Origin of the sequence: Stenotrophomonas sp. Marseille-Q4652 (genome assembly GCF_916618915.1) — a bacterium.
GTDB lineage: Bacteria > Pseudomonadota > Gammaproteobacteria > Xanthomonadales > Xanthomonadaceae > Stenotrophomonas.
Genome location: NZ_CAKAKE010000001.1, coordinates 2,215,001 through 2,233,557 on the forward strand (window position 1 = coordinate 2,215,001; position 18,557 = coordinate 2,233,557).

Consider the following 18,557-nt stretch of genomic DNA (forward strand, 5'->3'; position numbering starts at 1 on the left):
CAGGTCGTCGCCGATCTTCATGGTCTTGGTGACGATGTCGATGGCCGGCTCGCTGACACCAATGTAGTTGCCCAGCGACTTGGACATTTTGTGGACGCCATCCAGGCCCTCCAGCAGCGGCATGGTCAGCACTATCTGGGGCTTCTGGCCATGCGCTTCCTGCAGGCCACGGCCCATCAGCAGGTTGAACTTCTGGTCGGTGCCACCGCATTCGACGTCGGCCTGCAGCGCGACGGAGTCATAGCCCTGCACCAGCGGGTAGAGGAACTCGTGGATGGCGATCGACTGCTGGGCGGCATAGCGCTTGGCGAAGTCGTCGCGCTCAAGCATGCGCGCCACGGTCAGCTGGCTGGCCAGGCGGATCATATCGGCGGCATCCATCTTGCCGAACCATTCGGAGTTGAAGCGGACCTCGGTCTTCTCCGGGTCCAGCACCTTGAACACCTGCTCCTTGTAGGTCTCGGCGTTGGCCAGCACGTCTTCGCGGGTCAGCGGCTTGCGGGTGGCGCTCTTGCCGGTGGGATCACCGATCATTCCGGTGAAGTCACCAATGAGGAAGATCACCTGGTGGCCCAGTTGCTGGAACTGGCGCAGCTTGTTGAGCAGCACGGTATGGCCCAGGTGCAGGTCAGGCGCAGTGGGGTCGAAACCCGCCTTGACCCGCAGCGGGACGCCGCTTTCCAGGCGCTGGCGCAGCTCCTCGATCTTGAGGATCTCGTCGGCGCCGCGGCCGATCAGGGCAAGGGTTTCTTCAATGGAGGACACGCTAGAACTCCCGGCAAAGCCGTCAGGATATGTGAACAAGTTAAGAGCAAGTTAACCGCACCGGCTTCACAAAAGCCAATGGGCTCAAGGGTTTGACGCGCTCTTCATAGCTCTCTATGTTACCGGCGTTTGGGCCCGAGCTCAGGGCCGACAGAGACCAGCTGATGCCGAATAACGATTTTGGTCGTGTGCGCAAGCAGCGTTTCCACGAACGCCTCAATGTCCTCCACGATAGCGTCCTGCATCGCAAGCTCAAGCAACACCTCCCGGCTGCGTTCAATGAACGCTGGGACCGCCGCCACTGGATACATGCCAGTCTGTTCCTGACGATCGGCGCACTGGCCGCCACCATCGTCCCTGGTTTCTCCAACTCAATCGACGCGCCGACGGGCCTGGCGCACTCGACGCTGCCGCTGCCGCTGCCGCCCCTGTCCCCCTCGCGCCAGCAGGAAGTTCCGGGTAGCAGCTGGCAGATCCTGCAGGTAAAGCCGGGGCAGACCCTGGGTGCACTGTTCGAACAGGTCAACGTGCCGGCCACGGTGATGCACCGCATCCTTGAACATCCCGGCGTGCGCGAGTCGCTGACCCGCCTGCGCCCGGGGGCAGAGATCGCATTCGACCTGCCGGTCAACGGCCAACTGCGGACCCTGCGTTTCGACCGCAGCCCCAGCCAGCGCGTCGAGCTGGCGCTGCGGGGCGACAGGATCGAGGAGAAGGTACTGGAGCGCGTCACCACCAAGCGCACGGTGGTGGCCAGCGGCGAGATCACAAGCTCGCTCTATGCCTCGGCCAGTCGCGCCGGCCTGTCGCCATCGGCGATCGCCACGCTGACCGACGAGATCTTCAAGTACGACATCGACTTCTCCAAGGACGTGCAGCCAGGCGACCGCTTCAACGTGGTGCTGGATGAAACCTGGCGCGAAGGCGAGCGCATCGATGCCAGCAAGATCCTGGCAGCCACCTTCACCACCGGCGGCAAGACCTATACCGGCTTCCGCTTCGAGCGCGATGGCAAGTTCGAGTACTTCGACATCGACGGCCGGCCGCTGAAGAAGAGCTTCATCCGCAGCCCGATCCAGTTCGCGCGCCTGTCCTCGAACTTCGGTTCGCGCCGCCACCCGATCCTGGGCACGATGCGCATGCACAAGGGCGTGGACTACGCCGCCCGCACCGGTACGCCGATCATGGCCGCCGGTGACGCCAGGGTGCAGTTCGCCGGCACCCAGCGCGGCTACGGCAACGTGGTGATCCTGGACCACGGCCGCGGCCACACCACGCTGTACGGCCACATGTCGCGCTTTGGCAATGTCAAGACCGGCCAGCGCGTGGCCCAGGGCACGGTGATCGGCTACGTCGGCTCGACCGGCATGTCCACCGGTCCGCACCTGCACTACGAATTCCGCGTCAACGGCCAGCATCGCAATCCGCTGTCGGTCACCATGCCGCCGCCGGAGCCGCTCAAGGGCGCCCAGCTGGCCGCCTTCCGCGCACAGACCGCGCCAGCCATGGCCCGCATCCGTGGCATGGAAGAGCTGATTTACGCCGAGGCGGGCAAGCCGGCCAGCGCGGCCAGGGCCGAACGCGGCTGAGGCCGGCCCTGCGGCATTGACGCCCGGATCGGGAAGCACCGAAGCTTCCCGGTCCTTCTGCAGACCCTGCCGCCATGTCCCCTTCGTTCGATCCTGCCGCCCCGCTCTTCCTGGGGCTGATGTCCGGCACCAGTGCCGACGGCATCGATGCGGCGCTCGTGCAGTTCGGCGAAGGCGGCAATCGCTGCCGGCTGGTCGCCGGCCTGACCCATCCATGGGATGCAGCGCTGCGCCAGGAGCTGATCGCGCTGGGCCAGGGCGGCGACATCACCTCGCTTGACGCCCTCGGCCGCCTCGATGCGGAGGTCGCGATCGCCTTCGCCGCGGCCGCCAACCAATTGCTGGAGGAAACTGGCATCGCAGCCCGTCAGGTACGGGCGATCGGCTCGCATGGACAGACCGTGCGCCATCGCCCCCTTTCCTACCCGGCTTTCACCTGGCAACTGGGCGATGGCAACCGCATCGCCGAGCTCACCGGGATCACCACCGTGGCCGACTTCCGCCGCCGCGACGTGGCCGCCGGTGGCCACGGCGCACCGCTGATGCCGGCCTTCCACCTGGCGATGCTGGGGACGGCTGACGAGGATCGCGCCGTGCTCAACCTCGGCGGCATCGCCAACCTGACCCTGATTCCACGGCAGGGAACGGTGCGCGGTTTCGATACCGGTCCGGCCAATGCACTGCTCGATGGCTGGTGCCAGCTGCATCTGGGCCGGCCCTTTGATCGCGGCGGTGCCTTCGCCGCCAGTGGCCAGGTGGATACCGGGTTGCTGCAGCGGCTGCGCGCCGAGCCGTGGTTCGCTTCACCGCCACCCAAGAGCACTGGCCGCGAACAGTTCCACCTGGACTGGCTGCGCGGCCATCTTGGGGGACAGGCCCGGGCCGCTGCCGACGTGCAGGCCACGCTGCTGGAACTGACCGCGCTCACCGTGGCCGATGCCCTGCTCGCCCAGCAGCCGGATACCCGCCGCCTGCTGGTGTGCGGCGGCGGGGTGCACAACCCGGTGCTGCTGCAGCGCCTGGCTGCGCACCTGCCACAGGTCGCAATTGGATCCTTGGCCGGGCTTGGGCTGGATCCGGATTACCTGGAGGCGATGGGCTTTGCCTGGCTGGCGCGCCAGACCCTGGAAGGGCGGCCGGGGAACCTGGAAGCCGTCACCGGTGCTCGCGGTCCGCGCATCCTGGGCGCGATCCACCCGGCCTGAGCCTGCGAACGCCTAGATATCCGAGCCGGCCGGCAGCGCCTTCAGGGCCGCGATCGCCTCGGACAGCGCGTCCACTTCCGGCGTTGCAAAGCCGCTGCTGACTTCATGCTCGCTGACGAACAGCCCCTGTTCGATCAGTACCGTCACGGTGTGCTGCTGGGTCCAGCCCCGGGCCACGGAAACCCGGCGGATACGCTCGAGCAGTAACGGGTCGGCGTCGCGCACTATCAGGTCGGGCATCAGGACATCCCTTGGCTCTTCAAAGGCCGGCCATGATCGGAGCTGGCTCGCCGGCTTTCAAATGGACGCAGTTCACGCTTCTACCCTTGCCAGGGTGGTTGCATCCACCTCGCGGCGCAGCCACCAAGCCATCACCAGGCCTGGGATGCCCACCACCACCGACACCAGGAAGAATGTCTGCCAGCCATAGGCATCGGCCAGCACGCCGGCGAACGGGCCCACGAACACCCGACCCAGGGTGGCGAAGGCGGACAGCAGGGCGTAGTGGGTGGCCGAGAACCGGGCCCCGCACAGGCCACTGAGCAGGGCAACGAAGGCTGCCGTACCCATGCCGCCAGCGAAGTTGTCCAAGCTCAGCGCGAACAGCAGCAGGCCGTCCATCTGCGTGGGCTCGTCCAGATGCACGATCAGCAGGTTGAACGCCGGCAGGGTCAGGTGGCCCCACGCCCCAGCACCCTCGCGCGCGAGCGCGTAGAAACCCAGGTTGGAGAGCAGCTGCAGCACGCCAAAACCCAGCACCGCGTTCGACAGCCGTACCCGCAGCAGGAAGAACCCACCCACGATGGCGCCAACGATGGTCATCAGCAGGCCGATGGTCTTGTTGGCCAGGCCCACCTCGGACTGGGAGAAACCAATGCCCTTGAGCAGGAACGGCGTGGATAGGCTCAGCGCGAACGCGTCGCCAACCTTGTACAGCACCACCAGCGCCAGGAACGCCCCCGCACCACGCATGCCGAAGTAGCTGCGCAGCGATGCATTGAGCGTTTCGAACGGCACCCAGCGGGTGGCGCCCAGGCCCACGGTCATGCCTGCCACGATCTGGGTGACCACGAAACCCAACCGCACCCAGCGGTCGCTGCTGTCCGGGTCCAGCCCGATCAGCACCAGCGCCCAGTGCGCCAGCCAGGCACCCAGCGCGACGCCGGCGATCAGGGCCAGGAAGCCACGCAGCTCGTGGCCGGCCCGGGACACGGGCGCCTTGAACCGCGCCGGAAGCGGCGGCATCAGGGCTAAGGCGAGCACGCCCACGGCCACCGACAGCCCGGCCATCACCCGGTACACCTGCGGCCAGCTCTGCCACTGCTCGGCCCAGATCAGGGTGATGCCGCCGGACAGCACCATCGCCAACCGGTAGCCGAGCACGGTCAGCGAGCCGCCGAGGCCGCGCTCGGCCGGTTCCAGCAGGTCGGTGCGGTAAGCATCGATGACCACGTCCAGGGTGGCCGACAGGCAAGCCACCAGCACCGCCACGGCGGCGAACACACCCAGGCTGCGCGAGGGCGAAAGCGTGCTCATCAGCAGCAACATCGCGCCCAGGGCGAGCAGCAACAGGACGATCCAGCCACGACGCCTGCCCAGCACCGGCAGGTCGAAGCGGTCGATCAGCGGTGCCCACAGGAACTTGAAGGTGTAAGGAATGCCGATCAGCGCCAGGAAGCCCAGCGTCACCAGATCCACGCTATCCACGGTCAGCCAGGCCTGCATCGCCCCGCCGGTCAGCGCCAACGGCAGGCCGGAGGCAAATCCCAGCAGCAGGATCACGAACAGCCGCCGCAGGCGCTGCGGCAGGCCATGCGGCGCCGCCACCATCTTGTCACTCATTCGGCGTAGTCCACGGTGAACGGCGCATGGTCGGAGAAGCGCTCGTCACGGTAGATCGAGCAGGCGCGCAGGCGCTCGCGCAGCGCCGGGGTGACGAACTGGTAATCGATGCGCCAACCAACATTGTTGGCGCGGGCCGCGCCGCGGTTGCTCCACCACGTGTAGTCCTGCCCGGTGGGATGCAGCACGCGGTAGGCATCGCTCCAGCCACGGCCGCTGGCCGGGTCCGGCGCGTCGCCGGCGTCGGCGCACAGCTGGTTGAGCCACTCGCGTTCTTCCGGCAGGCAGCCGGAATTCTTCTGGTTGGACTTCCAGTTGCGGATGTCCAGCGCGGTGCGGACGATGTTCCAGTCACCGCACAGCACGTAGTCGCGGCCGCTGCGCAGCCACTGGTCCAGAACCGGACGCAGCCATTCCATGACCTCGAACTTGAACCCCTGGCGCAGCTCGCCCGAGCTGCCCGACGGAATGTAGAACGAGACCACGCTCAGGTTGCCGTAGCGCGCCTCGATGTAGCGGCCCTCGTCGTCGAACGGCGCCCAGCCCAGCGAGGTCAGCACCTCGTCCGGCTCGCGTTTGCTGTAGATCGCCACGCCGCTGTAGCCCTTCTTGGTGATGGCATCGCGGTAGAAGCAGTGGTGGCCGTCGGGACGGAACATCGGGTCGGACAGCTGCGATTCCTGGGCCTTGGTTTCCTGCAGGCACAGCACGTCGGCATCCTGCTGCCGGAACCAGTCGAGGAAACCCTTGGTGGCGGCCGAGCGGATGCCGTTGGCGTTGAAGCTGATGATGCGCATGGAAAACCGTAAACCCGGGCAAAGACCGGCAAAGCATACCGCTCGGGCCAGCATTCCCGGGGGCCATGCTTTACGCTTTACGCCTTTCCGCACGAGCGACGGCATCCATGAGCGATCACCGCACCCGTTTCCTGCAGCTTGCGCTGGGCGCCGACGCGCTGCGCTTTGGCCAGTTCACCCTCAAGTCCGGCCGCCTGAGCCCGTACTTCTTCAATGCCGGCCGCTTTGACTCGGGCCTGCGCATGGCTGGCCTGGCCGCCTGCTATGCCGATGCCATCGACGAGGCCGGGCTGGAGTTCGAACTGCTGTTCGGGCCGGCCTACAAGGGCATCCCGCTGGCGACCGCTGTAGCCTGTGAATACGCGCGCCGCGGCCGCGACCTGCCGCTGTCCTTCAACCGAAAGGAGGCCAAGGACCATGGCGAGGGTGGCACCCTGATCGGCGCGGACATGGCCGGCAAGCGTGTGCTGATCCTGGATGACGTGATCACCGCCGGCACCGCGATCCGCGAGGCGCTGGCGATCATCCGCGCCGCCGGTGGCCGTCCGGCCGGCATCGTGGTCGCGCTGGACCGCCAGGAAGTGGCTTCCGAGCAGGATCCGCGCTCGGCCGCGCAAGCCGTGGCCGAGGAAACCGGCATCCCGGTGGTGGCCGTGGCCAACCTCGGCGACCTGCTTGCATTCGCTTCCGGAAACCCGGAACTTGTTGGCTTCCGCGAACCGCTGCTGGCCTACCGGGCCCGCTACGGAATCCAGTCTGGCTGACAGCAGGGGGCTGCCATGATGCCGATCCGCAACACTCCACGCGTTCTGGGGCTGGCCGTGCTGGCCGCGATGGCGCTGCCTGCCAACGCCTCCGCCCAGACGGTGAACAAGAAGCTGTATTGCTGGGACCAGGCCGGGCAGCGCATCTGCTCGGACACGCTGCCGCCGGAAGCGGTCAATGCAGCGCGCGACGAGTTCAACGCGCGCAGCGGCCTGCGCAGTGCCGAGGTCGAGCGCGCGCTCACCGCCGAGGAACGCGCGGCCGCGGCGGTGGCCGAGGCCCAGGAGCGTGCCGACCGCGCCGCCGAGGAAACCCGGCGCCGCACCGAACAGGCGATGCTGGTCACCTACCAGAACGAGGACGCCCTGCGCCGCGTGTTCAACGAGCGCATCGGCATCATCGACAACAACATCCAGACCGCACGCTACAACGTGGCCAGCCTGCGCGAGGCGCTGGTGGCGCAGCTGCGCAATGCCGGCGACCGCGAGCTGGCCGGGCAGAAGGTGGCCGACAAGCAGGCCGAGGACATCACCCTGCGGCACCGCGAACTGCTGGCACAGCAGCGCCAGCAGCGCTCGTTCGAGCAGCAGCGCGTGGCGTTGGATGCGGAGATCGAGGAAACCCTGCAGCGCTACCGCCTGCTCAAGGGCATTGCCGCCGCCGATACCCCCTGATTCGGGATCGACGCGCGTGAAACAGGAAGGGCGGCCAGTGGCCGCCCTTCCTCATTCCATCAGAACCCGGCTTCGATGCCGGGCAACAACGACTGCAGCTGGCTGCGGAACAGGTCCTTGATCCGTTCCAGCGCGGCGTTGTCAACGGCCTCGAAGCGCAACACCAGCACCGGAGTGGTGTTGGAAGCACGCAGCAGGCCCCAGCCATCGCTGAAGTCGGCACGCAGGCCGTCGATGGTGGACAGGCGCGCGCCGGCGAACGGCGATTCCTCGGCCTGCGCGGCGGCCATGAACAGGCCCACCAGCGCGTGCGGGGTGTCGGCCTCGACCGGCACCTTGATCTCCGGCGTGGAAACGCTGTCGGGCAGCTCGCCCAGCACTTCGGACGGTTCCTCCTCGCGCTGGGCCAACACCTCGAGCAGGCGCGCGGCCGCATACAGGCCGTCGTCGAAGCCGTACCAGCGCTCCTTGAAGAAGAAGTGGCCGCTCATCTCGCCGGCCAGTTCGGCATCGGTCTCGCGCATCTTGGCCTTGATCAGCGAATGCCCGGTCTTCCACATCAGCGGGCTGCCGCCATGGCGCAGCACGTAGTCGGACAGCTTGCCGCTGCACTTGACGTCGTAGATCACCAGCGCGCCCGGGTTACGCTGCAGCACGTCGGCGGCGAACAGCATCAGCAGGCGGTCGGCGTAGATGACCCGGCCCTCGCGGGTGACCACGCCCAGGCGGTCGCCGTCGCCATCGAAGGCCAGGCCGAGGTCGGCGTCGAAGCGCCGGACCGTCTGCACCAGGTCCTCGAGGTTGCGCGGATCACTCGGGTCCGGATGGTGGTTGGGGAAGGTCCCGTCAACATCGCAGTACAGCGGGATGACCTCGGCGCCGATCGCCTCGAGCAGGCGCGGGCCGATCTCGCCGGCCACGCCGTTGCCGGCATCAACCACCACCTTGAGTGGCCGGTCCAGCTGTACGTCATCGGCGATGCGCTGGATGTAGTCGGCATCGACCTCGCGCTGCTGCACGCTGCCCGGGTGAGCGGCCACGTGCAGGCGGCCCTCGCTGATGCGCTGGTAGATCTCGGTGATCGTCGCCCCGGACAGGGTCTCGCCGCCGATGACGACCTTGAAGCCGTTGTATTCGGGCGGATTGTGGCTGCCGGTGACGGCCACGCAGCTGCCCGCGCGCAGGTGGTAGCTGGCGAAGTACACCACCGGCGTCGGCGCCAGGCCGATGTCGATGACGTCGCAGCCGGCCAGGCGCAGGCCTTCGATCAGCGCCTCGCTCAGTTCCGGGCCGGACAGCCGGCCGTCGCGGCCGACGACGATGTCGCGCAGTCCCTGGCCCTGCATCATGCTGCCGATGGCCTGGCCGATCAGCGTGGCGACCGCCGGAGTCAGCTCGCTGCCGACCACGCCACGGATGTCGTAGGCACGGAAGATGCCCGGCGCCACCTCGATGCCGACGCCGCTGTCGCTGCCCTCGACCCGGGTGCTGGCCGCCACCGGCAGCGGTTCCTGCTCCAGGCTCTCGCGCAGGGTCGGGCCTGTCTCGGTCTCGACCTCGACCTTCTTGCGCCGCACGAACCTGTCCGGCCCGAGCAGCAAAAGCACCGCGACCAGGGCCAGCAGCGCAGCCACGATCGCGCACGGAATCACACCCATGCCCAGCGGCCCCGGCTCGACGTCGGGCATGGCCGCGGCCACGCGCAGGCCGGTGTCGCCGACCGGTCGCGCCAGTGCCTCGGCACCACCGGCACCGATGGCAGAATTGCCCTGTTCGACGACGTTGTGGTTGCCCTGGCGCAGCGCCAGATAGGCACTGCCCGGGGAGTGGATGCCGTCAAACACGCTGGTCAGCCGCTGCAGCGGCAGGCGTACGTAAACCACCGCCGGGGTCTTGCCCAGCTCGGCCGGGGCGGCCACGCCCAGGCGCTGGCTGCCCGCGTCACGGACCACGCGCACGACCGGCTTCTGGTCGCGCAGGGCGGTTTCCAGCAGCGCCAGGCGCGAATAACCAAAGTTGGCGGCATCGGCATAGGCGACATCCAGCGCGCTGGCCATCACCTGCACGTCCTCGGCGCCAGGCCAGTTGCCTCGCACGGTCACGGCCGCGGCATCGGCGTCGCCGCCGGCCAGCGCGGCTTTCACTTCCGCGAGGGCCAGCACCTTGGTCATCTGCGCCGCCTGTTCGGTCATGGCCTGGTGCAGGCCGACGACCGCGGCGTCACGCGCCTCTTCCAGTGCCACCCCGATGGCGTCATTGCGCCACTGGCTGTAGGCGCTCCAGCCAAACCATCCAGCCAGCAACAACAGCATGACGGCCAGCAGCCTGGACGTACGTCCCAGGTCCGCGCCGGCGCGCTTGCCTTGATTCGCATCGCTCATGTTGACATCCCCTGTCAGCGCACCCCGGTATGGCCGAATCCACCCGTTCCCCGTGCGCTGTCGATGAAAGTATCCACTACCTGCAGGCTCACGCGGGCGATCGGCAGCACCACCAGCTGTGCAATGCGGTCGCCGGGCTCGATGGTGAAGCTTTCCCGGCCGCGGTTCCAGATGCTGATCAGCAGCGGGCCTTGGTAATCGGCGTCGATCAGGCCGGTGCCGTTGCCGAGCACGATGCCGTGGCGATGGCCAAGCCCGGAGCGCGGCAGGATCACCGCGCACAGGCCCGGATCGGCGATGTGGATGGCGATGCCCGAAGGCACCAGGGCGGCATCGCCCGGGGCCAGCGTCATCGGCACATCGATCGCCGCGCGCAGGTCCATGCCGGCGCTGGCCTCGGTGGCATAGGCCGGTAGCGGCCAGGCATCACCAAAGCGCGGATCCAGCAGCTTGACCTGCAAGGGCTGCGGTGCGGGATTCGTGCTCATGCGTGCAGCCTCTCTGCGATCAGTTCCAGCAGTTGCGTGGCCAGTTCGGTCTTGGCGGTGGCCGGAAAGGCACGCTCGCCGTCGGCCCAGTAGGCCACGGCCGCGTTCTGGTCGCTCTCGAAGCCGCTGCCGCTGATGCCGACCTGGTTGGCGATGATCAGGTCCAGGCGCTTGTCGGCGAGCTTGCCGCGCGCATAGCGCTCCACATCATGGGTTTCGGCGGCAAACCCGACCACCAGCTTCAGCGCCTGGGTCTGGGTGGCGACTTCGGCCAGGATGTCGGCGGTGCGCACCAGCTCCAGGGTCAGGGTGGTGTTGTCGCTGGTCTTCTTCATCTTCTGCGACAGCACCTTGCGCGGGGTGTAATCGGCCACCGCAGCGGCGCCGATATAGATGTCGGCCGGCAGCGCGGCCAGCACCGCCTCGCGCATCTGCGCGGCCGAGCGCACGTCCACTCGGCGCACGCCGGCCGGGGTGGCCAGCTGCACCGGTCCGCTGACCAGCACCACCTCGGCGCCCTGGCGGGCAGCGGCGGCGGCCAGGGCATAGCCCATCTTGCCGCTGCTGCGGTTGCCCACGTAACGCACCGGATCGATGTCCTCGTAGGTGGGACCGGCACTGATCACGACCTTCAGTCCGGCCAGCGCAGCCGGGGTCGCCGGCGCCGCGCCCTGCCCGCGGATCCCGGCCAGGGCCTGGACGATCGCCACCGGTTCGCTGAGCCGGCCCGGGCCGGACTCGCCTTCGGCCAGCGGGCCGTCTTCCGGGCCGATCACCTGGGCGCCGCGCTCGCGCAACAGGGCGATGTTGGCCTGGGTGGCCGGATGCAGCCACATGCGGTGGTTCATCGCCGGGCACACCGTCAGTGGCGCGGTCGTGGCCAGGCACAGGGTGGTGACCAGGTCATCGGCATGGCCGTGGGCCAGCCGCGCCAGCAGGTCGGCCGTGGCCGGGGCGACCACGATGCGGTCGGCCCAGCGGGCCAGCTCGATGTGGCCCATGGCCTGCTCGGCAGCGCTGTCCCACAGCGTGGTGCGGCTCGGGTGGCCCGACAGGGCCTGGAAGCTCAACGGGGTGACGAACTGCTGGGCCCCTTCGGTCATGGCCACCTGTACCTGCGCGCCGGCATCACGCAGGCGGCGTACCAGGTCCAGGGATTTGTAGGCCGCAATGCCGCCGCCAACGCACAACAGGAGCTTCTGTCCTTCCAGCGGCCGCACGCCGGCCGGGGTACCAGGGGAAGAGGCAGTCACGTGGGGTTATTCCTACCCATACAAGGGCCGTTAGCTTAACTGATGGGTCTGGCGCGGCTGATGCCGATTCCGCGGGCGCAGCGGCACATTCGCCATATGCACATCCGCGACTGGCCCAGCACCGAACGTCCCCGCGAAAAGCTGCTCGCCCAAGGGCCGCGCTCGCTGTCCGACGCCGAGCTGCTGGCGATCTTCCTCGGCTCCGGGCTGCGCGGACGCGACGCGGTGCAGACCTCGCGCGAGCTGCTGCGCGAACACGGTCCGCTGCGGCGCCTGCTGGACCGCGAGCCCGGCGACCTGGCCCGCCTGCCAGGCCTCGGTCCGGCCCGGGCCTGCAAGCTGGCCGCGGCGCTGGAGCTGGGCCAGCGCCACCTCGCCGCCGACCTCGAGCGCGGCGCCACCCTGACCGACCCGATGGCCGCCGGCCGCTACTTCGCCCAGCGCCTGCGGCCCCGCCCGAACGAGGTCTTCGCCGCGCTGTTCCTGGACACCCGGCACCGGGCGCTGGCCTTCGAGGAACTGTTCACCGGCACCATCGACGGCGCCGAGGTGCATCCACGCGAGGTGGTGCGGCGGGCACTGGCGCACAACGCGGCGGCGGTGATCGTTGGCCACAACCACCCTTCCGGTAACCCCGAGCCCTCAGCGGCCGACCGCGCGGTCACCGAGCGCCTGCGCCATGCCCTGGGGCTGCTGGAAGTCCGGCTGCTGGACCATTTCGTGATCGGCGACGGCGCACCAGTATCGCTGGCCGCCCGCGGCTGGCTCTGAAGCCCTTGCGCGGCGGGCCCCGCGGCGGTGGACAGGCAACTGAACCGTTCCCCGGTCCGTACGCGGCCGGGTCGGGTAAAATGCCCAGTTCCGCGCTTCAAGCAGACCTGACGTGAAACCCCTACTCCGAGCCCTGATCGGCCAAGGCATCGAAGCCTTGCGCGCCAACGGCACCCTGCCTGCCGACACCCTGCCGCCGGACTTCGTGGTCGAGCGGCCCAAGACCCGCGAACACGGCGACTTCGCCACCAACGCCGCGATGCTGCTGGCCAAGGCCGCGCGCACCAATCCGCGTGCCGTGGCCCAGGCGCTGGTCGAGGCGCTGCCGCACAGCGACGACGTCAGCCGCGTGGAGATCGCCGGACCGGGTTTCATCAATTTCCACCTGGCCCCGAGCGCCTTCCAGCGCGAAGTGGCCAGCGTGATCCGCGAAGGCACCGACTACGGCCGCAACCTGTCTGGCAACGGCCGCACGGTGGGCGTCGAGTACGTGTCGGCCAACCCGACCGGCCCGCTGCACGTCGGCCACGGCCGCGCCGGCGCGATCGGCGACTGCATCGCCCGCGTGCTGGAAGCCAACGGCTGGAACGCCAGGCGCGAGTTCTACTACAACGACGCCGGCGTGCAGATCGAGAACCTGGCCGTGTCCGTGCAGGCCCGCGCCCGTGGCATCAAGCCCGATGAGGCCGGCTGGCCGGAAGCCGGCTACCGCGGCCATTACATCCAGGACGTGGCCGACGCCTACCTGGCCCGCGCCACCGTGGACCTGGAAGGCCACAAGGTGGTGGGCGAGGGCGACGTCGAGAACCTCGAGGCGATCCGCCGTTTCGCCGTGGCCTACCTGCGCAACGAGCAGAACCTGGACCTGGCCGCGTTCGGCGTGGACTTCGACATCTACTTCCTGGAGAGCTCGCTGTATTCGGACGGCAAGGTCGCCGAGACCGTCGAGCGCCTGGTGCAGTCGGGCCACACCTACGAGGAAGGCGGCGCGCTGTGGCTGCGCTCCACCGACTTCGGTGACGACAAGGACCGCGTGATGCGCAAGTCCGACGGCACCTACACCTACTTCCTGCCGGACGTGGCCTACCACCTGTCCAAGTGGCAGCGCGGCTACGAGCGCGCGATCACCGAGCTGGGTGCCGACCACCACGGCTCGCTGGCGCGTGTGCGCGCCGGCCTGCAGGCGCTGGACGTCGGCATTCCGAAGGGCTGGCCGGAATACGTGCTGCACCAGATGGTCACCGTCATGCGTGGCGGCGAGGAAGTGAAGCTGTCCAAGCGTGCCGGCAGCTACTTCACCCTGCGCGACCTGATCGAGGAAGCCGGACGCGACGCGACCCGGTGGTTCCTGATCGCGCGCAAGCCTGATTCGCAGCTGACCTTCGACATCGACCTGGCCCGCCAGCAGAGCAACGACAACCCGGTGTTCTACGTGCAGTACGCGCATGCGCGCGTCTGCTCGCTGCTGCGCCAGGCGCAGGAGAAGGGCCTGGTGTACTCCCAGCCCGAGGGCCTGGCCGCGCTTTCGCTGCTCGACGACACCGCCTCGCTGGAGTTGATGAACGAGATTTCGCGTTATCCGGAAGTGGTCGAGGCCGCCGGCCTGGCCCTGGAACCGCACCTGGTTGCGCAGTACCTGCGTGAATTGGCCAATGCTTTCCACACGTGGTATCACGGGACGCCGGTGCTGGTGGACGACGCTGCCGCGCGCAACGCCAAGCTCGCCCTTGCCTGTGCCGCGCGACAGGCCCTGGCCAACGGCTTGAATGTCCTGGGCGTCAGCGCCCCGGAAAAGATGTAAGCGAGGAGATGCAGTAAATGGCAGCACGACGTGGCAAGAGCCAGGCGCGACGCAACAGTGGCAGCGACACGCCGGGCTGGGTGTGGCTGGTAGCCGGTGCAGCGATCGCGGCCGTGGTATTCCTCGCTGCGCCCAACGTGTTCAAGAAGGATGGCGACGGCTTCCTTCGGGTCGGCCCGCAGCCGAACCCGGATGCGCAGCCTGCCCCGGTGGCCGACGCCGACATCGATGCCGCGGTGGAAGCACCGCGTTCGGCCAAGGCCAGCGAGCCGGCCAAGCCGGCCACGCAGTACGACTTCTACACGCTGCTGCCCGGCGAGGAAGTGCAGATGTCCGACGCCGAACTGGCCGCCAGCGCCAAGGCCGAGGAGCAGCGCCGCGTCAGTGACGAGGCCCAGCGTGCCCGCGCTGCACTGGAAGGACGTCCGGTACCGGCCCCGCTGCCGCCGGCCGTGCCCGAATCGCCGGCCACGGTGCCGGCACCGCTGCGCGAGCCGGCCCCTGCCACTGTGGCCGCCAGCACCACGCCTGCGACCACCACCACCGCCGCACCGGTACCGGCACCGGCCACTGCCGCACCGGCCGCTGCGGCAGGCAACGATGCCCCAGCCGTGGCAGCGGCATCGGCCCCGGCTGCCGAAGCCAATGTGCGCTACATCCTGCAGGCCGGTGCGTTCGGTGCCTCCGGCGATGCCGAAGCCACCAAGGCCAAGCTGGCGATGATGGGCATCACCGCCCGGGTGGAATCGGCGCAGATCAGCGGCAAGACGGTGTACCGCGTGCGCATGGGGCCGTACGGCACCGCCGGCGAACTGGCCGAAGCCAAGCAGAAGCTGGCCAGCAACGGCATGCAGGCGATGGCGATCAAGGCGCAGTAACGCGCTTCGGCTGTCGGTTCCGTCTCGAGACGCCCATTGCCCGCAACGGGCGTTTTTCGTTCGGCCGCGTATGGACACCGGTGGTTGGCTCCCGCAGCCCTGGAGCATTGGTGAACTGGCAGCGATGGCCAAACGGGAGGAAAATCGATCGATCACCTTCCTGGAGCCTTGCTGATGACCCGTACCGCCCTGATCACCGGTGCCACCTCCGGCTTCGGCGCTGCCGCTGCGCGCCGTCTCGCCAGCGCGGGCTGGCGCGTGATCGCCACCGGTCGCCGCGCCGAGCGCCTGCAGCCGCTGGTGGCCGAGTTCGGCAGCGACGTGATCCATGCCGCCGCGTTCGACGTGCGCGACGAGGCGGCCATGGATGCGGCCATGGCGGCACTGCCCGAGGCCTTCCGCGGCATCGACCTGCTGGTCAACAACGCCGGCCTGGCGCAGGGCACCGCACCGGCACAGTACGCCGACCTGCAGGACTGGCGCACCATGATCGACACCAACGTCACCGCGCTGGTCACCCTGACCCACCGCCTGCTGCCGCAGCTGGTCGAACGCCGCGGCGCGATCATCAACATCAGCTCGGTGGCCGGCGTCTACCCCTACCCCGGCGGCAACACCTACGGCGGTACCAAGGCCTTCGTCAGCCAGTTCTCCTTGGGCCTGCGCAGTGACCTGCATGGCACGGGCGTGCGTGTGACCACGATCGAGCCGGGCATGGCCGAAACCGAATTCACCCTGGTACGCACCCACGGCGACCAGGCCGCCTCGGACCGTCTCTACACCGGCGCAGAGCCGATGACTGCCGAGGACATCGCCGAGCAGATCTTCTGGGTGGCAACGCTGCCGCCACACCTGAACATCAATCGCCTGGAAATCATGCCCACCACGCAGTCGTTCGCCGGCTTCCAGGTCGCCCGCCAGGGCTGAGTTCCCTTTGCCCTCCCCCATCTCGGGGGAGGGTTGCCGGGCACGCGATGTGCCACGCTGCGCGGCTGACGACGACACGGAGCCAGCCGCATGCGTGCCCGACTTTCCCTGCTGATCCTGCTCGCCCTCGGCGCCGCCAAGGCGCAGGCCCAGGCCACCTGCCCGGCCGGGCAGGACACGCTGTTTGCGTGCACGACCGGCAACGGCAAGCAGGTCCAGGTCTGCGATGCCGGCAAGACGATCAACTACCGTTTCGGCCGCCCGGACAAGCCGCCCGAAATGTCACTGGACGTCCCGCGCCAGCGCGCTTCGACCTGGCAATGGCCCGGCGTCGGCCGCACCACCACCTATTCGGTCACCCTCCCCAACGGAGATACGAGCTACACCGTGTATTCCAGCTTCGACCGCCTGGCCGACGAGCTGGAGTTCGAGTACGGCATCCACGTCGAGGTGCGTGGTCGCCAGGTCGCCAACCTGCGTTGCCGCGAGGGCGATGTGATCGACACCTGGAAGGCGTGGACTGCCCTCCGCCGACTGAAATCCGCCCCCCCGGCGCTGCGGCCACGGGCATCGCGCAAAGTAGAAGAGAAAAAGGCCGCGACGATGTTGTGGCCTTTTTCATTCGTGCCTACGAAAAACTCCATCAGCCCTCCATTTGCTCTCCGGCTCGACCAAGCGACACGCCTTGTCGCATGCCTGGCGAAAAATCCTCCCACCGCGAAGTGCGAGACCAAGGAGACCGGCATGTTCAAGATCGTAGGTGGGGTAGTCGTGTATGGATTGGCGCTGCTGGGATTGGCGACTTACGTTGAAAAGCTCCACAAGGGAGCGTCCCGATGAGCAGCGTGGACCAGAAAGACATGCTCACGCCCCGGACGCTCGTATGTGGATTCTGCGGGTGGAAAACCACTTACCGACTCAAGCCCCCGCACATGGGTCGCCATGCCCATGACTTGCAGGCACTCCACCGTTGCGTTTGCGACGGAGCCGTGTTCAAAGAGCGCCCGGCGACCCGTCTGGAAGCACTCAAACTCTGGCTGACGGGCGATATCACGCCTTGATGCACGCCGGCGCTAAAGAAAGGGCGAACCTAGCCGTTATCCACGATACCCGGCAGTATCTGATCCCCGCCGCAACGGGGATCCCCCCATCAAGGACAACTGGATTTGACCATGGATGTGTTGAATGCACCCCAGCCAGAGCGAAACTGCAAGACGGCGCGGCAGCCGGTTGGAAGCCGCTGCGCACTTCCTCAACTGCCCTGCGGCCATACCCCGGGGCTCCAACATTGAGCCCGGTCGCTGAAAACAAGAGGTCTGACAAGAGCGATGCATTACTGCGGACGCTCGTCCTGCTGCGTCTGATTCCACGATATCCAAGCAGCATTTCCACGGTGCAGCTGCACTCTGCACTGGGCGGCGAGGGCTTTAAAATCAGCCTACGTTCCCTGCAGCGAGATCTGGACGGGAAGCTCAGCCAGCAATTCGACCTGATGTGCAGCAAGGACGATCCGGATCCAGAGATAGCCAGGCAGCGGCCTTTCCGCTGGAGCTACCAACCCCATGCACGCCCTGGCCTGCCGGTGATGAGTTCAGCCGAGGCCATGGCCTTCCAGTTGTGCGAAGGCCACCTGCGCCACCTGCTGCCGCCCGGCGTACTGAGCCAACTGGAGCCGCATTTTGCCGAAGCCCGGCAGACCCTGAGCCGACGCGAGGGCAGCAAGCATGCGCGCTGGCTGGACCGCGTACGCAGCCTGCCTAACGGCAAGGCCCTGCTGCCGGCCGTGGTCGCCCCGGAAGTCTGGGAAAACGTCGCCACCGCCGTGCTCGAACAGCGCCAACTGCAGGTGGATTACTTCAGCCGGGTCAAGGGTGAAGTCAAAACCATGACCCTGCACCCCAAGGGCCTGGTGTCACGCGGCCCCGCCACCTACCTGATTGCCAGCGTCGGTGATTACACAGACATCCGGCATTTCGCATTGCATCGCATCCAGCGGGTGCTGGTGCTGCAAAAAAGTGCTCACGATGGCGACTTCGACATGGGGGCTTATCTGCCAACCGCGGCCTTTACCCCGAGGCAGGGAAAAGGAATGGTGGAGCTGATAGCCGACGTACATCCGGATACTGCGAAAATTTTGCAGGAAACCCCACTCAGTGAAGACCAGACTTTGGATTCACTACCTAGAAATGATTGGCTGCGACTAACCGCCCATGTGCCAAATGACCAAGAAACACTTTTGTGGCTATTTGGCCTCGGAGAACACTTAATCATCCATGAGCCAATGTATTTAAAATCTACAGTTATCGGAAAAGCCAAAAGGATTCAATCCGCCTACACCAAAGAAAGAATCTTAAATATTAACAATTGAATTAATAAACTCAGCTGCACAACCCACCAAAAAGCCAAAAAAGACCGATTAAA

General features: G+C 67.4%; 17 protein-coding genes (1 of these 17 cut by a window edge). 10 read left to right on the top strand and 7 right to left on the bottom strand.

Annotated features, from left to right (window positions below; all coding sequences use genetic code 11):
* A protein-coding gene (gene tyrS / locus LG380_RS10515; protein WP_225765015.1) for a tyrosine--tRNA ligase crosses the window boundary here: on the bottom strand, positions 1-765 show its 5' portion. Its footprint begins 459 nt before the window's first position; only the first 765 of its 1,224 coding nucleotides appear in the window; the start codon lies at positions 763-765; its stop codon lies off the left edge, out of view.
* Between the two features lie 164 nt (positions 766-929).
* On the opposite strand from tyrS, the gene LG380_RS10520 reads away from it, so the two are divergent.
* Complete coding sequence (locus tag LG380_RS10520) at positions 930-2,354, top strand: peptidoglycan DD-metalloendopeptidase family protein (protein WP_225765016.1); 1,425 nt, start codon at positions 930-932, stop codon at positions 2,352-2,354.
* Positions 2,355-2,428: 74 nt separating this feature from the next.
* Positions 2,429-3,559 (top strand): anhydro-N-acetylmuramic acid kinase, encoded by a 1,131-nt coding sequence (locus LG380_RS10525; protein WP_225765018.1) that lies wholly within the window; start codon positions 2,429-2,431, stop codon positions 3,557-3,559.
* Between the two features lie 12 nt (positions 3,560-3,571).
* On the opposite strand, the gene LG380_RS10530 is transcribed toward LG380_RS10525, so the two are convergent.
* The 3 genes from LG380_RS10530 to LG380_RS10540 form a co-directional block, all read right to left on the bottom strand.
* Positions 3,572-3,799 carry a hypothetical protein gene (locus LG380_RS10530; RefSeq protein ID WP_225765020.1) on the bottom strand — a complete coding sequence of 76 codons (228 nt, stop codon included), beginning with the start codon at positions 3,797-3,799 and terminating at the stop codon, positions 3,572-3,574.
* Between the two features lie 72 nt (positions 3,800-3,871).
* Entirely contained in the window at positions 3,872-5,401 is a 1,530-nt protein-coding gene (locus LG380_RS10535) for an MFS transporter (RefSeq protein ID WP_225765022.1), read from the bottom strand.
* Entirely contained in the window at positions 5,398-6,198 is an 801-nt protein-coding gene (locus LG380_RS10540) for an exodeoxyribonuclease III (protein WP_225765024.1), read from the bottom strand. The genes LG380_RS10535 and LG380_RS10540 overlap by 4 nt, the downstream gene beginning before the upstream one ends.
* 107 nt (positions 6,199-6,305) lie before the next feature.
* Between LG380_RS10540 and pyrE the strand changes: the two genes are divergently transcribed.
* Together pyrE and LG380_RS10550 are read left to right on the top strand one after the other, a co-directional pair.
* Complete coding sequence (pyrE, locus tag LG380_RS10545; protein WP_225765026.1) at positions 6,306-6,962, top strand: orotate phosphoribosyltransferase; 657 nt, start codon at positions 6,306-6,308, stop codon at positions 6,960-6,962.
* A 69-nt stretch (positions 6,963-7,031) separates the two neighbouring features.
* Positions 7,032-7,637, top strand: a complete 606-nt coding sequence (locus tag LG380_RS10550; RefSeq protein WP_225766573.1) for a hypothetical protein — start codon at positions 7,032-7,034, stop codon at positions 7,635-7,637.
* A 59-nt stretch (positions 7,638-7,696) separates the two neighbouring features.
* Here LG380_RS10550 and LG380_RS10555 read toward each other — a convergent pair whose 3' ends face one another.
* From LG380_RS10555 to coaBC, 3 genes are read right to left on the bottom strand one after another with little or no spacing between them, the layout of a single operon-like run.
* A complete protein-coding gene (locus LG380_RS10555; protein WP_225765028.1) occupies positions 7,697-10,018 on the bottom strand; it encodes a phosphomannomutase/phosphoglucomutase in 2,322 nt (773 codons plus the stop codon).
* Positions 10,019-10,032: 14 nt separating this feature from the next.
* Positions 10,033-10,506 carry a dUTP diphosphatase gene (dut, locus tag LG380_RS10560; protein ID WP_225765030.1) on the bottom strand — a complete coding sequence of 158 codons (474 nt, stop codon included), beginning with the start codon at positions 10,504-10,506 and terminating at the stop codon, positions 10,033-10,035.
* Positions 10,503-11,759, bottom strand: a complete 1,257-nt coding sequence (gene coaBC / locus LG380_RS10565; protein ID WP_225765031.1) for a bifunctional phosphopantothenoylcysteine decarboxylase/phosphopantothenate--cysteine ligase CoaBC — start codon at positions 11,757-11,759, stop codon at positions 10,503-10,505. Before coaBC ends, dut begins: the two co-directional genes overlap by 4 nt.
* Before the next feature lie 96 nt (positions 11,760-11,855).
* Between coaBC and radC the strand changes: the two genes are divergently transcribed.
* From radC to LG380_RS10595, 6 genes are all read left to right on the top strand, one after another.
* The gene (gene radC, locus LG380_RS10570) at positions 11,856-12,530 is read left to right on the top strand and encodes a DNA repair protein RadC (RefSeq protein WP_225765032.1); all 675 of its coding nucleotides are present in this window, start codon (positions 11,856-11,858) and stop codon (positions 12,528-12,530) included.
* A gap of 112 nt (positions 12,531-12,642) precedes the next feature.
* Positions 12,643-14,331, top strand: a complete 1,689-nt coding sequence (gene argS / locus LG380_RS10575; protein ID WP_225765033.1) for an arginine--tRNA ligase — start codon at positions 12,643-12,645, stop codon at positions 14,329-14,331.
* A 17-nt stretch (positions 14,332-14,348) separates the two neighbouring features.
* Complete coding sequence (locus LG380_RS10580; RefSeq protein WP_225765034.1) at positions 14,349-15,209, top strand: SPOR domain-containing protein; 861 nt, start codon at positions 14,349-14,351, stop codon at positions 15,207-15,209.
* A gap of 174 nt (positions 15,210-15,383) precedes the next feature.
* Positions 15,384-16,136, top strand: coding sequence for an SDR family NAD(P)-dependent oxidoreductase (locus tag LG380_RS10585; protein WP_225765035.1), 753 nt, complete (start codon positions 15,384-15,386; stop codon positions 16,134-16,136).
* 90 nt (positions 16,137-16,226) lie between these two features.
* A complete protein-coding gene (locus tag LG380_RS10590) occupies positions 16,227-16,976 on the top strand; it encodes a hypothetical protein (RefSeq protein ID WP_225765036.1) in 750 nt (249 codons plus the stop codon).
* 448 nt (positions 16,977-17,424) lie between these two features.
* Positions 17,425-18,504, top strand: coding sequence for a WYL domain-containing protein (locus LG380_RS10595; protein WP_225765037.1), 1,080 nt, complete (start codon positions 17,425-17,427; stop codon positions 18,502-18,504).
* Positions 18,505-18,557: the final 53 nt, after the last annotated feature.